At 40.6% G+C, this 14661-nt stretch carries 10 protein-coding genes and 1 tRNA gene; 6 read left to right on the forward strand and 5 right to left on the reverse strand.

Annotated features, from left to right (window positions below; genetic code table 11):
* The first annotated feature begins 214 nt into the window (after window positions 1–214).
* Together M2448_RS17700 and M2448_RS17705 are read left to right on the forward strand one after the other, a co-directional pair.
* On the forward strand, window positions 215–481 hold the full coding sequence (locus tag M2448_RS17700) for an HU family DNA-binding protein (RefSeq protein WP_280647470.1): 267 nt from the start codon (window positions 215–217) through the stop codon (window positions 479–481).
* 101 nt (window positions 482–582) lie between these two features.
* Window positions 583–1239 (forward strand): hemolysin III family protein, encoded by a 657-nt coding sequence (locus tag M2448_RS17705; RefSeq protein WP_280647471.1) that lies wholly within the window; start codon window positions 583–585, stop codon window positions 1237–1239.
* Here M2448_RS17705 and M2448_RS17710 read toward each other — a convergent pair.
* Window positions 1234–3408 (reverse strand): helix-turn-helix domain-containing protein, encoded by a 2175-nt coding sequence (locus M2448_RS17710; protein ID WP_280647472.1) that lies wholly within the window; start codon window positions 3406–3408, stop codon window positions 1234–1236. The genes M2448_RS17705 and M2448_RS17710 overlap by 6 nt on opposite strands.
* Before the next feature lie 135 nt (window positions 3409–3543).
* On the opposite strand from M2448_RS17710, the gene M2448_RS17715 reads away from it, so the two are divergent.
* The gene (locus M2448_RS17715) at window positions 3544–4617 is read left to right on the forward strand and encodes a DUF6340 family protein (protein WP_280647473.1); all 1074 of its coding nucleotides are present in this window, start codon (window positions 3544–3546) and stop codon (window positions 4615–4617) included.
* A 1-nt stretch (window position 4618) separates the two neighbouring features.
* Here the strand turns inward: M2448_RS17715 and argS are convergent, their stop codons facing one another.
* The gene (gene argS / locus M2448_RS17720; RefSeq protein WP_280647474.1) at window positions 4619–6412 is read right to left on the reverse strand and encodes an arginine--tRNA ligase; all 1794 of its coding nucleotides are present in this window, start codon (window positions 6410–6412) and stop codon (window positions 4619–4621) included.
* A 462-nt stretch (window positions 6413–6874) separates the two neighbouring features.
* Here argS and M2448_RS17725 point away from each other — a divergent pair, with 462 nt between their 5' ends.
* Both M2448_RS17725 and M2448_RS17730 read left to right on the forward strand, forming a co-directional pair.
* Window positions 6875–9163, forward strand: a complete 2289-nt coding sequence (locus M2448_RS17725) for a TonB-dependent receptor (RefSeq protein ID WP_280647475.1) — start codon at window positions 6875–6877, stop codon at window positions 9161–9163.
* Window positions 9164–9254: 91 nt separating this feature from the next.
* Window positions 9255–10442 (forward strand): class I SAM-dependent rRNA methyltransferase, encoded by a 1188-nt coding sequence (locus M2448_RS17730; RefSeq protein ID WP_280647476.1) that lies wholly within the window; start codon window positions 9255–9257, stop codon window positions 10440–10442.
* A 703-nt stretch (window positions 10443–11145) separates the two neighbouring features.
* On the opposite strand, the gene M2448_RS17735 is transcribed toward M2448_RS17730, so the two are convergent.
* Window positions 11146–12471, reverse strand: coding sequence for an NCS2 family permease (locus tag M2448_RS17735; protein ID WP_280647477.1), 1326 nt, complete (start codon window positions 12469–12471; stop codon window positions 11146–11148).
* 12 nt (window positions 12472–12483) lie between these two features.
* On the reverse strand, window positions 12484–13200 hold the full coding sequence (locus tag M2448_RS17740) for a DUF5020 family protein (protein ID WP_280647478.1): 717 nt from the start codon (window positions 13198–13200) through the stop codon (window positions 12484–12486).
* Window positions 13201–13417: 217 nt separating this feature from the next.
* On the opposite strand from M2448_RS17740, the gene M2448_RS17745 reads away from it, so the two are divergent.
* A tRNA-Pro gene (locus tag M2448_RS17745) sits at window positions 13418–13492 on the forward strand.
* Between the two features lie 185 nt (window positions 13493–13677).
* Here the strand turns inward: M2448_RS17745 and M2448_RS17750 are convergent.
* A complete protein-coding gene (locus M2448_RS17750) occupies window positions 13678–14604 on the reverse strand; it encodes a site-specific integrase (RefSeq protein ID WP_280647479.1) in 927 nt (308 codons plus the stop codon).
* Between the last annotated feature and the right edge of the window lie 57 nt (window positions 14605–14661).

The raw sequence follows: 14661 nt of genomic DNA on the forward strand, positions 1-14661 counted from the left end.
TTTACTTTTGAAAGTCCAAAAATACAGATATTTTTTGTCTTTCACCCGAAAAACGTCTCTCCATTTAGATATTTTCTGATTTAGAGTGAGTTTTTCCCCTTTTTTTTTATGATTATTAAATAAAACACTTATATTTGAATCCTAGAACAGAAATGACACCAGAAAAAGTAATCTCAGTTATATAATGTTTAATTAAATCATTACATTTTTTATTATGAACAAAACAGAACTTATCAATGCTATTGCTGAAAAATCAGGCTTGAGCAAAGTAGATTCTAAAAAAGCTCTGGAGGCTTTCATCGAATCAGTAACAGGAGAAGTTAAAAACGGTGGTAAAGTTGCCCTAGTTGGCTTCGGAACTTTCTCTGTAACTCAAAAAGCTGCACGAAAAGGTATTAATCCTAGAACTAAAGCAGTTATCAATATCCCTGCTAAAAAAACTGTTAAATTTAAAGCTGGCTCAGATTTAGCTGCTCTATAATTTGGCATTTAAGAAATAAAGAGCGGAGAAGTACAGACTTTTCCGCTCTTTTTGTTTATAGACTTGTGATGAGGATCAAATAAGTTTATCAAAATATAAAAATGAGCATAAAATATTATACTAAGGGAGAAGAAATAGCTAATACAATATCGCATGGTTTAGGCATTATACTCGGTATAGTAGGAGGGTATGTGTTACTTACGAAAGCATTTATTAGCGGCAACAATTGGTCGGTTGGGAGCGTCGTTGCCTATTTGTTCGGAATGCTGGCCTCTTATGTGACTTCAACTTGTTATCATGGATGCCCTCCTGAAAAAAAACACCGTAAAGAACTTCTCCGCAAATTTGATCATGGAGCCATCTACCTGCATATAGCCGGAACTTACATTCCTTTTACGCTACTTGTCCTTCGCAATGAAGGAGCTTGGGGCTGGTCGTTGTTCTTTTTCATTTGTCTAGCAGCAATCGCGGGCCTGATAGTCAGTTTTACAAATCTGAAAGATCACAGTAATTTGGAAACGGTTTGCTTTGTCCTCATGGGAGGTGTTATACTGATTGCATTCAAACCATTGTATGATGTATTATCTGCAAACGGACAATTAGCCTCTCTGTATTGGCTGATAGGCGGAGGTGTTTCCTATATTGTGGGGGCATTATTCTATTCGTGGACCAAAAAGCGATATATGCATACTGTTTTTCACCTGTTTGTATTGGGTGGCAGTATATGCCATATGATTGCTATCTATATAATTTTATAGGGCTTGTTGCTTAGCCAGAAAGCGTAGATGATTTATAACAGTTCTTATATCCAGATAAGTATATTCACGTGGTAATGTGTTTTTAACTGCCGATAAGGACATTTTAGGATCTATACCTTTCAGTTTTTCCGACAGATAGCTTATCTTTTCTTCACTTATAAGCTGATTTGCTGAAAGCTCTCCTGTCAAAACAAATCCGGCCAGATGTCCTTCTACGGTAGATGTAGTGAGGTTACGTTCTTTGACTATATCTTTTATAGGCAGTCCGTCCTTAAATAAAGATAGGGTAAGGCGTTGTGAATCCCCTTTTTCGGGACGTTTCTTTTTCTCCGGTTCAGCATCCGACGACTCTTTCTGAGCAGAGGCTATTCGTTCAAAGTTCAGATCTCCGGTAAGATCAAGATCTCCGTACCGGACATGTTCGAGCCGTTCCAGCAGGCGAAGGAGGGTAGTGTGTATTTTAGTAGCCTTCTTAAGGTATGACTTTACCTTAGACGCATTTTTCAGACTATTCAGGTGATCTTCTATAGGTACAATGATATATTGCTGCACATCGCGGTGAAAGTAAAGAATTCCCTTTCGTACACGCTCTTTCAAATAGTCTATATCAAGATTAGGAGCGGATAATATGCGATTCAGTTCCTTAATGAAATTCTGAGCTATTTCCTGCTGCTCTATGGCACGGCTACACATAAGGGCTATAGCAGCCTGAGTTTCTTCCTGCTTCGGTATTTTCTTGTCAGTAGCCAACTCGTTTAGGCTATGAAGGCTACGGATAAAAGGTGACCAGTCGAAATACTTCTTTAGTTGTTCGGCGCAATATCGGGGCTTCTCCTGTCTCAGTATCTCTTGCAGATAGGCTATGTCCTGCTCTTTTGTTGAAAACTCTATTGCATATTTGTCCGTACTTATACTCTGGGCTGTTATACGCGAATACAGAACAATGCCATCGAGTGATGTACAGCGGCTGAGGGCTACATATACCTGTCCTGCGGCAAAGGCTTGTCCGGCATCTATCACTACCCTGTCGAATGTCAGCCCCTGACTTTTGTGTATAGTGATAGCCCATGCCAGCCTGATAGGGTACTGGGTGAACGAACCGAGCACTTCTTCCTCTACTTCGCCCGATTCCATATTCAGATTGTAGCGTATGTTGCTCCATGTTTCACTTTCCAGTTCCATCAGGTCACCGTTTTCGAAGCAGACCTCTATTTTGTCCGGTTTCAGCCGGTTTATGGTAGCTAATTTCCCGTTATAATAGCGACGGTGTTCACCTGTATCATTTTTTACAAACATCACTTGCGCCCCTTCTTTCAGTACCAGATCATGTTCTGTGGGAAGGGAGTTCTCGGAGAAGTCGCCTGTAATTTGTCCCTTGTATATAAACTCTTTAGATGTCAGGCGGGCAAGCTCTTCATTGTTTATCCGGTCTGCCTTGTAGTTGTGTGTACACAGCACCACATAACGGTCTTTCTCGGGTAACCTAAAAGATGGATTATAGCGCTGATTGAGTAATTGCAAGTCTTGCTGATTAATACAATTGTTGCGGATACGGTTGAGTATGTCTATAAATAGCTGATCCTGCTGTCTGTATATGGTCTTAAGCTCTATATATAGCAAAGGAAAACTTTCTAATGCCTGAGCATGGAAAAAAAACGGAGACGGATAATAGTGTTTTAACTGTTCCCATTCAGCTGATTGTGCAACAGGGGGTAATTGGAACATATCGCCGATGAAGAGCATCTGAACGCCACCGAAAGGCTGCTGGCTGTTGCGATAGCGTCGCAACATATGGTCGATAGCGTCGAGTACATCTGCTCGCAGCATACTTACTTCGTCTATGATGAGTAAGTCGAGCTCTTGCAGCATCTCTATCTTCGATCGCCTTAGTTTGAAATGGTAGTCCAGCTTTTTCTTCCCTTCAAAGTTGGGGATAAAAGGCTCGAATGGTAGCTGTAGTAATGAGTGCAGCGTTACTCCCCCCGCATTAATCGCGGCAACACCTGTTGGTGCAGCCACTATGACGTTTTTGTCAGTATGGTTGCGTATATGATGTAAAAAGGTAGTCTTCCCTGTACCTGCTTTACCTGTGAGGAAAACGCTATGGGAAGTATTGCCTATTATATCAGCAGCCAGACTGAAAACTGTATTCGCGGGAGATTGTTCCATTATTTGTTGATTGTTATTGCAAATATAAAGCTTATTTTTGTACATTTAGCAGTTAAAGAGGCGAGAGTCGCGAAAGTCCGATAAAAGCAAATATACAATGGTCGGATTCATTTTTAAGACTTTAATATTACTAATATGAAGTATATATATATCAACATCATAGCGGCTATACTGCTGAGCTCGTGTGCGTCATCTATCAATTTTATCAGTATAGATACACTGGAGCCGGCTGAGGTGACCTTTGCTCCCGAAGTAACCAATGTCGTCATTGTTGACAATAGCCCGTTGGGAGATACTGAAGATGCAGAGGAGGATTCAAACAATAAGAAAGGGCAAACCGGCACATCTATCCTGTCTATGGATAGTGTCAGAACGATTATGCTGAATTCTTTACAGCAATTTATGGGCGAAGAGAACTACTTCACTAAGGTTAGCCTGCATCCTTATCGGACTAATAGTAAAGTCTCATTTGAAGATGTCAGGCCTCTCTCGCCAAGAAAAGTACAATCTATATGCAACAATACTAAAGCCGATGCTCTGATTGCGCTCGACCTGTTTGTGATGACTGCCCGAATTGAATCGGAGAATACATATTACTTCAACAATTACAACTTCCTCAGTGCAAAGCTGGGAACTGTACTCAGAGTATATACAAAAGATGGGCGGGAAGTTATGCCTATAGCCTATGTCGACAGTCTATTCAGTGAGGGAGGAGCTCAATGGGATATCAGACGGAACAACATACATGAGATCAATACGCTGATTACCGATATGTCTATTATTGGGGCAGATCGCCTTACTGGTAAATTTATACCCTCATGGAAGAGCCATGAACGCTGGTATTATGTGGATGGTTCGTCAAGTATGAAAGAAGCTGAAGCCCTCGTTAAAGCCGGTAAATGGAAAGAAGCTTCCGATATCTGGGAAGGGTTGTATTCCACTGAAAAGAATGCCGGTAAACGCGCCAAGATAGCGTCGAATGTAGCTCTGGCTCAGGAATGCCTCGATAATATAGAGCGTGCAGTGTCATGGATAAAAACGGCTTTTGATGAACTGCCCCAATCGAGTAAGTCCGAGCTGGCTCTAAAAATAATAGCCTACCGGGAAGACCTGATAAAAAGATACAAGGGAACTCCAAAACTAAAAGAACAACTCGGAGTGGATAACTTCGGTAATATTAATGGTGATGAAGTTTATGATAGCGAGTGATTTACATTCTGTCCGGAACTTCAATACCAAGTAGCGACATACCGCTCTTCACTATTTTAGCAACCTCTTCCGATAGCATAAGCCTGAACCCTTTCAGATCGGCATTCTCTTCTCTGAGGATCGGATAATCGTGATAGAATTGGTTGTATTCTTTTACCAGATCGTATATATAGTTTGCTATCAGAGCCGGATTGTACTCGTCACCAGCCTGTTTTACAATAGGTGCGTAGTCGGCCACAAGCTGTATCATGTTCTCCTCCTTAACGGTTAACACAATGTTTGCAGGCAAAGATGCCGGAATGTTGATTTGCTGCTCGGTAGCTTTACGGATAACCGACTGTATGCGTGCGTGCGTATATTGTATGAAAGGGCCTGTATTGCCGTTAAAGTCAATAGATTCTTTCGGGTTGAAAGTCATATTCTTTTTCGGATCGACTTTCAATATAAAGTATTTGAGTGCCCCCATACCCACTATGCGTGAGATATTGTTGATCTCCTCTTCTGAAAGCCCGTCCAGTTTTCCCAACTCCTGAGATGTCTCTTTTGCTGTAGATACCATTTCATCTATCAGGTCATCGGCATCTACAACCGTTCCCTCGCGCGACTTCATCTTGCCTTCAGGTAGTTCTACCATTCCGTACGAGAAGTGTACCAATCCTTTACCAAACTCGAATCCGAGTTTATCCAGCAATATAGACAAAACCTGAAAGTGGTAATTCTGCTCGTTTCCTACTACATAGATCATCTTATTGATCGGGTAGTCATCGAAACGAAGTTTTGCCGTACCTATATCCTGTGTCATATACACAGAAGTACCATCACTACGCAGCAACAGTTTGTGGTCAAGCCCTTCGGCTGTCAGGTCTGCCCATGCCGAGCCATCCTCTTTCTGGTAGAATACGCCTTTTTTCAGGCCTTCCATCACAGTATCTTTGCCATCCAAATATGTCTGCGATTCATAATATATCTTATCGAAATCAACACCCAGTCGTTTGTAGGTCTCGTCGAATCCGGTATATACCCACGCATTCATTTTCTCCCACAGGGCAACCACTTCTATGTCGCCGGCTTCCCATTTGCGGAGCATTTCTCTGGCTTCCGCCATCAGTTGAGATTCAGCTTCTGCTTCCTTATCGGATAGTCCTTTAGCTTTCAGCTCAGCTAACTCGGATTTATAGTGTTTGTCGAAAAGTACATAATAATCGCCGACAAGATGATCTCCTTTTTTACCGCTCGATTCGGGAGTTTCGCCATTTCCCCATTTCTGCCATGCCAGCATGGATTTGCAAATATGGATACCACGATCGTTTACTATGTTGGTCTTAACCACACGGTTCCCGTTTGCTTTCATTACTTCCGACAAGGCAAACCCAAGCAGATTATTGCGGACGTGTCCCAGATGCAACGGCTTGTTGGTGTTAGGAGACGAATATTCGATCATCACCAACGGAGAATTAGCATTGGCAGTTCTCAGTCCGTAATTGGTCGTTGCATGAATGTCGTTTAGCTGTTCTATCCATACCGATGTAGCTACCGACAAGTTCAAAAACCCTTTTATAACGTTAAAGTCAGCTACCTCTGTTGTATTTGCTTTCAACCATTCACCTATCTCCTGTGCTGTTTGCTCGGGACTCTTCTTCGAAATTTTAAGAAAAGGGAAAACAACCAGTGTCAGATGCCCTTCAAATTCCTTCTTGGTCTTTTGTAGGGATGCCTGTTCTGCACATACTGTTTGTCCGTATAAGGAGTCAATGGCTTTAACAACGAATTCCTGTAGCTTATTTTCTATTTTCATATCGGGTTTTTGTATTATTTCAAATTATCAGGTTGCAAAATTAAGAAAAATAGTTACACTGCTCAACCTATCTTGTAAATATCATGCAATAAATAGTATAGGTTGTGTTCCGCAATACAGCTTATCTCTCTTTTTAACTAAAACCTGACAATAGTTACAAGTTTACTATACCTTACGGGCAGTTACAAGTATTTCCTTTGCGTGAGACTAATTTTAACTAAAACCTGACAAGCCTTGCACATTTTTTCATTTTTTACTCCGCCGATTTATCAATTCAAAGATCACTTTTCCCTATCGAGTGACCACAAGGGTACGCCCCTTCAAAATCTTATAGATAAAATTCCCTCATCCTCATAAACACCGATCTACACAACAAATGCCGATAATTCAAATCACTACATCTAGTGATTGATAAAGCGATTGCAAAGTTTTTCCTTTGTAGTCGTTTTAATAAATCAAAGTATGAAAAGTTATATTTATACAAAAATTGTATTATTAAGTGCCCTCTCTTTTCTATTCTTACCCAATATTTATGCTAAAGACGGTTTGTCGAAAGACACACTTTATACCGAATTGAAGAAAGATATTGTAATCCTCTCATCCACAAAAGAAACGAATAGTCTGAAATCGTTGCCTGCGGCCGTTTCGGTATTCTCTCCTAAAAATCTGGAAGGATTACAAGTGTATTCATTGAAAGACCTCAGCTCGATAGTACCCAACTATTTTGCAGCCGATTATGGTTCTAAAATGACAAGTCCGTTATATATACGCGGTATTGGTGCGCGTTCGGGAGATCAGACAGTAAGTATGTATGTAGACAATGTACCATACTTCAATACTACCTCATTCGACGCCGAGCTGTTCGATATTCAGCGGGTAGAAGTGTTACGCGGTACACAAGGTACGCTGTACGGACGGAATGCAATGGGTGGAATTATCAATATTTATACTTTTTCTCCACTCAATTATGAAGGCACTACTATAAAAGTCGGAGGTGGAAGCCATGGCCAGCTTTCAGGGAATGCTTCACATTACCGGCGTTTAGGCAGTAAGATGGGGGTTTCGATAGGAGCTTACTACAAGCAGGATGACGGTTATTTCACAAACCAGTATAACGGAAAGAAAGTGGACGATCTGAAAAACGGAGGCGGTCGTGCTAAGTTTGCATGGGAAATTACTCCCCGTTTTTCGGCAACATATTCCGTAAGCTTCGATTATGTAGATCAGGGAGCTTTTCCGTATGCCAATATAGAGACAACCGAGATAGATTACAATTCAGACAGCTACTATAAGCGGAAACTACTAACCAATGGGCTTGCTCTTCGTTATGCAGGGAAGGGTTATGAAATAAATTCTACGACAGGGTATCAGTATCTGAACGATGATATGAATATGGATCAGGACTATACGCCTAAATCATATTTCCAGATCAATCAGCGTCAGCGCCAGAACTCAATTAGTCAGGAAGTAACTATTAAATCTACATCCAAATCCCGATACCAATGGTCTTTTGGAGGATACGGTTTCTATGATTACCTGCATACCACATCGCCGGTGTATATGATGGAAGACGGAATTGCCCAGTACCTACAAAAGCCGCTTGATAATGCGCATGCCGGAAATCCGATGATGCCCGAGATTAAGTTTACGGACAATGTTATCGATCTCAACAGTAATTTCAGACGTCCAATCTATGGCGCGGCGGCATTCCATCAGTCTACTTTCAATGACCTGTTTGCAACACCCGGTTTGTCGGTTACACTCGGCTTACGTCTCGACTATGAAAAGACAGAACTGAAATATTATTCTGATGCATTGGCAAATTATACGATCAAGCCGCAAGGCTCGCCCGTTGCCATCCCTCAGGTAGCGAAGGCATTGCTCGAAGGACGTTCGTCCGACGATTTCCTCGAACTGTTACCAAAAGGTGTTATAAAATACCAGATAAATCCGGCTTCACATCTGTATGTTTCTGCTTCGCGCGGTTACAAAGCGGGAGGGAACAATATACAAATATTTGCCGATCTGTTACAGGAGGCTCTCGAAGGCGCTATGCGTCAGAGTGAAATGACAGAAGAACAGGTAAACAGCCGCATCGCTTACAAACCCGAATATAGCTGGAATTACGAACTTGGTGGTCAGGCGGATATTATCAGTAATACATTGTCTACCAATTTCGCCCTATATTACATAGATGTGCGCGATGTGCAGATCACGCAATTTATCAACAATCGTGGTGGCCGCATGGTCAGTAATGCCGGAAAAGCAGTAAGTAAAGGTTTCGAGGTGGGATTGAAAGCTCGTCCGTGCAATGGCTTTTATCTGTATGCCAATTACGGATTTGCCGATGCCCGTTTCAAAGATTATCTGGTAAAAGATGGTGAGGGGGATATTGTTGAGAATTATACTAACAATCACATTCCGTTTGCACCCGGCTTCACATTCAGTGTCGGCGGCAGTATTTCGTACGATTTCAAACATAAAACGATACTCGACCGTTTTACGTTTGATACCAATTTTTCCGGAGTCGGAAAAATTTATTGGGCAGAAGACAATGAAATGTCACAGGGCTTTTACGGAACGCTGAATGCACATCTGGCATTGGAGAAAAGCATCTTTACCCTTGAGTTCTGGGGAAAGAATATTCTCGACAGGGATTATAACGCCTTCTTGTTCGAATCTATGGGTTCATACTATGCACAGAAATCAAAACCGGCACGTTGGGGTGCTTCATTGAAAATAAAGTTGTAATTTTGTGCCTCATTTATAGTTCGTAGCGACCGGTTGACTGAGAGGAAGAATGCTTGTAACTTGTCACTCGTAACTCGTAACTTAAAAAGGCATGAATTATAAAAAAATAAAGCTTAAGCCTAAAAAAGAAGAATCTTTAAGGCGTTTTCACCCTTGGGTATTTTCGGGAGCAGTGCAGCCAAAAACCGATAGTATAGAGGAAGGAGAGGTGGTTAACGTATATACTGCCAATGATGAATTTATTGCCGTAGGGCATTTTCAGATAGGAAGTATCGAAGTACGGGTACTCTCTTTCGAAGAAGAGGCAATAGATCAGTCTTTCTGGGAAAAACGACTGTCGGCTGCCTTTGAACTGAGAAAATCTATAGGATTGGTGACATCGGCCAACAATTCGTATCGCCTTGTTCATGGTGAAGGAGACAATCTGCCCGGACTGATAATAGATGTGTACGGCGAAACGGCTGTCATTCAATCGCATTCGGTAGGCATGCACGAAGATCGTCTGGCTGTATGCGAGGCATTGAAGGTAGTGCTGGGTGATACGTTGAAAAATATATACTATAAATCGGAAACTACATTGCCCTTTAAGGCCAATCTCGGTGCGGAGAATGAATATCTATACGGAGGTATGGATGTAAATGAAATAGCATTGGAGAACGGTCTGAAATTTTACCCTGACTGGGTGAAAGGACAAAAGACCGGATTTTTTGTCGATCAGCGCGACAACAGGGCTTTACTGGAGCGTTATGCTAAAGACCGTTCTGTGCTGAATATGTTTTGCTATACAGGTGGTTTCTCATTCTATGCCATGCGTGGACAGGCCAAACTGGTTCATTCGGTAGACAGCTCATCGAAAGCAGTAATGCTGACCAATAAGAATGTAGAGATCAATTTTCCTGACGATAAACGGCACGAAGCTTATGCAGAAGATGCTTTCAAGTTTTTAGGTAATATAGATAAAGGAGCATATGACCTTATCGTTCTCGATCCGCCTGCCTTTGCCAAACACAGAGGTGCTATCAGAAACGCATTACAAGGATATAAACGTCTCAATGCCGTAGCCTTTGATAAAGTAGCTTCGGGAGGTATCGTGTTTACGTTTTCCTGTTCGCAGGTGATTACCAAAGAGGCTTTCCGTCTGGCGGTATTCAGTGCGGCGGCTATGTCGGGGCGAAAGGTGAGGATATTGCATCAGTTGAGCCAGCCTGCCGATCATCCTATCAATATCTATCATCCGGAAGGTGAATATCTTAAAGGACTTGTATTATATGTAGAATAATCTGTTTTACAGAACTTGTAAGGACGAATAGTCATTTACCACTACAAGCATCGATTATTCAGATAATACCAATAGGGTTTATACTCAATACGATTATATACATATTGTTATCAGAGTTTTAGTTGCCTCCACTTTTAAGTGGAGAATAAAGAAAGTATCCATAGAAAGGCTTTAGCCAAAATAGGTTCGACTAAAGTCGTATTCATTTTCATTATTTGCTCCTTATAGTTTAATCTGTTGTTCTATACCTCGAAATTCTCAGTTTGTGATTTTTCCGGTTGGGCAGCCATTCCATCGATGAATATATTCATTGTAGCTATTCATGACAGAAAGGTAAATAAGGTAAAAACGGCTAGTAGAGGAAGATTCTTTCTTTATTTCTCATCTTTTAAGATTGTCATTAGTTTGACACTTAATATATAGACGTAAAGAAAGCGCATGATATACTCTCTGCGACTGTTGAAAAAACGAAAACTCGATTTTTGTGGTAGTTGATGGCTAGTCATACATATTATTCATTACACTACAGTTTGTGTACATACAATCTTGGTTGTTTTTTATAACAATAGATCTTTTGAGCTTCTTCGTTTTCTAAATAATGCGAAGGGTCTCTTCTATCAAAAGAGACCCTTCCTTCTAGTCAGAATAATATAACGAAACTAGAAATATTTTCAGACACATCTTCCTTCTGGCTATTATATATTTAATGTCCGAGCAAGTGTGAGGCATCCAGTATTATCTTTAGCAGGAACAATACGGCAATCACATAAACGGTTACCGATACATCTTTCGATTTACCTGAGCAGACTTTGATGAATGCGAAACTCAGCATGCCGAAAACGATACCCTCAGCAATACTGTATGTAAACGGCATGAACACGATGGTAAGGAATGCAGGTAAGCCTTCGCTCATATCGTTGAAGTTGATCTTTGCTACCGACGATATCATAAACAATCCTACAATAACCAATGCCGGAGCTGTTGCCGCAGCGGGAACCATCAGGAATAAAGGGGCAAAGAACAACGCCAGTACAAACATCATAGCTGTGCTTACAGCCGTCAGACCTGTTCGTCCACCGGAGGCTACACCCGAAGCACTCTCTACGTATGATGTGATTGTGCTTGTTCCCAATACGGCGCCTACTGTAGTGCCCAGAGCATCGGCAAACAGAGCCTTTTTCATCTGTGGGAAGTTACCATCTTCGTCTGCAAGTCCGGCTTTAGAGACTACTCCGATCAGCGTGCCTACTGTATCAAACAAATTCACAAATAAGAATGTGAATACTACAATCAACATATCGAAAGTGAATATATGGTTCCATTCAAATTTGGCGAAGATAGGTGCAATTGACGGCGGCATACTTACCACTGCTCCTTCAGGTAGTTTTACGTCTCCCAATATGATACCGAACAGGGTGGCGACAACAATACCGATAAGAATAGAACCATTCACATTGCGCACAAATAGTACAGCTGTTATCAGCAATCCGAGCAATGCAATCCAGACACTATGTTGGGAGAAGTCGCCTATTGTCAGTAAGGTATTTTCGTTTGCTACGACTATACCCGCACCTTTCAGTCCTATCAGTGTGATAAAGAGGCCGATTCCCACAGGTATAGCATCCTTAAGTACCTTAGGAATACTTTTTACGATCAGTTCACGTATGTTGAAGAATGTGAGCAGGATAAATATAATACCTTCGATGAATACGGCCGTCAGGGCAAATTGCCATGAATAGCCCATACCCAGTACTACCGAGAATGCAAAGAAGCTGTTAAGTCCCATGCCGGGCGCTTGTGCAATTGGTAGTTTGGCTAGAAATGCCATCAATAACGTGGCAAAGATAGTGGCCAGAGCCGTAGTTGTAAACAGGGCATCCTTGTCCATTCCTGTAGCCGACAGGATGCTTGGGTTCACGATCAGTATATAAGACATGGTAAGAAAGGTGATCAGACCAGCTAGAAGTTCCTTACGTATTGTAGTCTTATTCTCTGATAACTTAAATGTGCGTTCAAGAAGATTTTTCATTGTTGTTCAAACTTAAAAATTCCATTTAGCCGCAATAGTTGGGTTCACGTATGTACGGTTCTTCTCTGCTGTCAGGAAGTTATTACTTATTTCTATCTCCGTACCGAACGAAAGGTTCTCTGTTACATTATACCAGAATTGCGGCTCTGTAAGCAAGATGACTTTCTTGCCGCTTTTACCTTCTCCGTGTGTGGTATTCTTGTTCTGAGTCCACAGGTCAAGGAATCCGGATAGAGTGACTTTATTGTTGAAGAGGTTTGTACCCCATATAATAGTCCATTGCACATCGTTACTCACCTTTTCGAAGGCATTGTACTTATACACGAGATAAGTGCTTAGGTTTACTCCTTTTATATTTGTAGCATACGATGGCCCTACCATATAGGCATTGGCAATGGAGAATCCGAAGTTCTCTGATTTGCCTACTCCTCCATTAAACTCTAAGTGCGCCATGATGGGCGATTTAGCAATCTTTATGTCACGTGCTATTTCCAGATACATTGTGCCTATATTTCCCCTGCTCTGATTAAAGTCGAGGTCGACAAACATGAAAGTAGACCCCCATTTATCGGGTTTAAATATTTCAAATGTCGCTGTAAAGTAATTTTTCTGTGAAAGCTGATCACCATGCAACGCATGTCGAGGATCGAAGTGTAACTGCAAATTCTGTGAATACATCGCAAGAGAAGCAATGAACAGAATGATTGAGAAGAATGCTTTTTTCATCATACGTACAAGATTTTTATATTTAAGCTGCAAAAATAGACAAAATTTAATATTGTATGCTTACTTATTCATCATTAACTAGATAAAGTTATTAACAGAAAGACAAAACATTGCCAGAATCCTTTGCTGAAAACAAATAGCTGCCAAATAGTATAATTTCTCTCATTTTATTTTGGATTAATAAAAGAATATAATATCTTTGCACCGCATTAGGCAAATACGGGATGTAGCGCAGTCCGGTTAGCGCACCTGCTTTGGGAGCAGGGGGTCCCAGGTTCGAATCCTGGTATCCCGACGGTTGAAAAAGAAAGAGTTAGACGAAAAATCTAACTCTTTTTGTTTTTATATGTACATGCAATTTGCATGCAACTTTGTGGATTCGATACGAAACTTTAGCATCTAAAGAAACACGAGAGTGCAGGGATCCTTCGTCAAGTTTTCATATACTTCCTTCTTTTTACATCTGATATACACTTCTTTTTATCTCAATATTTTAAACATTTGATCTATACATTTCTTTTTTTGCTCCATATTTGGATGGACGTATAAGTTTAATGTGGTACTTATGTTAGAGTGACCTAAAATAACACTAACCGTTTTGTAATCACACTTACTTTCGATGCATCTAGTGGCGAAGCTGTGTCGAAGGCCATGAAATTTAAGCTCTGGCATATCCAACTCTTTCATTAGCTTTTTATAGTAATTTCTGTATGTTCGTGGTTCGGTTGGTTTAGCATCATTTGTTAATAGAAAAAAGGAGTTATTCACTACCTTCTTAATCGGCTTTAGCATCTTTAGCAAATCTCGGCTCATCGGAATGTCCCGAATGGAATTTTTTGTTTTAGGAGAATCAATGATAAGTTCAGTCCGCCTATCGTCATCTTCAATAATGTAAATTCGCTGGATCGTTTTTCTAATATTAATAACCCCCATATCAGTATCAATGTCTTCCCATGTTAATGCACAAATCTCTCCTATTCGAATACCAGCACTTAAACAGATATAAATTCCTAAGTTTTTGAATGTAAAATGTTCTTGAACATAATTCATGATTTTCTTTTGATTGCTTTTACTTAGAACTTCAATTTCGTATTTTTCCCTCTCCGTCGGGAATTGGATGTCAAATTGCTGATACTCTATAAGTTTGTTTTTAACACCAAACTTCAAAATCATTTTCAGGACAATCAAAATATCTTTAATCGTTTTTTGACTTAACCCTCCGTTCAGTTTCATGAGTACAAATTTCTGAACATCAGACTCTTCCACGCTAAATTGGTTGCCAAAACTTGGTAATAGATGGTTTTCAATCAAAAGCGTATATGCGGAATAGCTTGATTTCTTCACATACTGCTTTTTGTCATTTTTCCAAAGGTCGATAACTCTACTGATTTTTACTTTTTCTGTCATAATTTTCTGATTTTATATTTTTAATTAAAAGAACATACAGAAAGTTTTAAGTTACAA

The organism is Dysgonomonas sp. PF1-14, assembly GCF_029892965.1.
Taxonomy (GTDB): domain Bacteria; phylum Bacteroidota; class Bacteroidia; order Bacteroidales; family Dysgonomonadaceae; genus Dysgonomonas.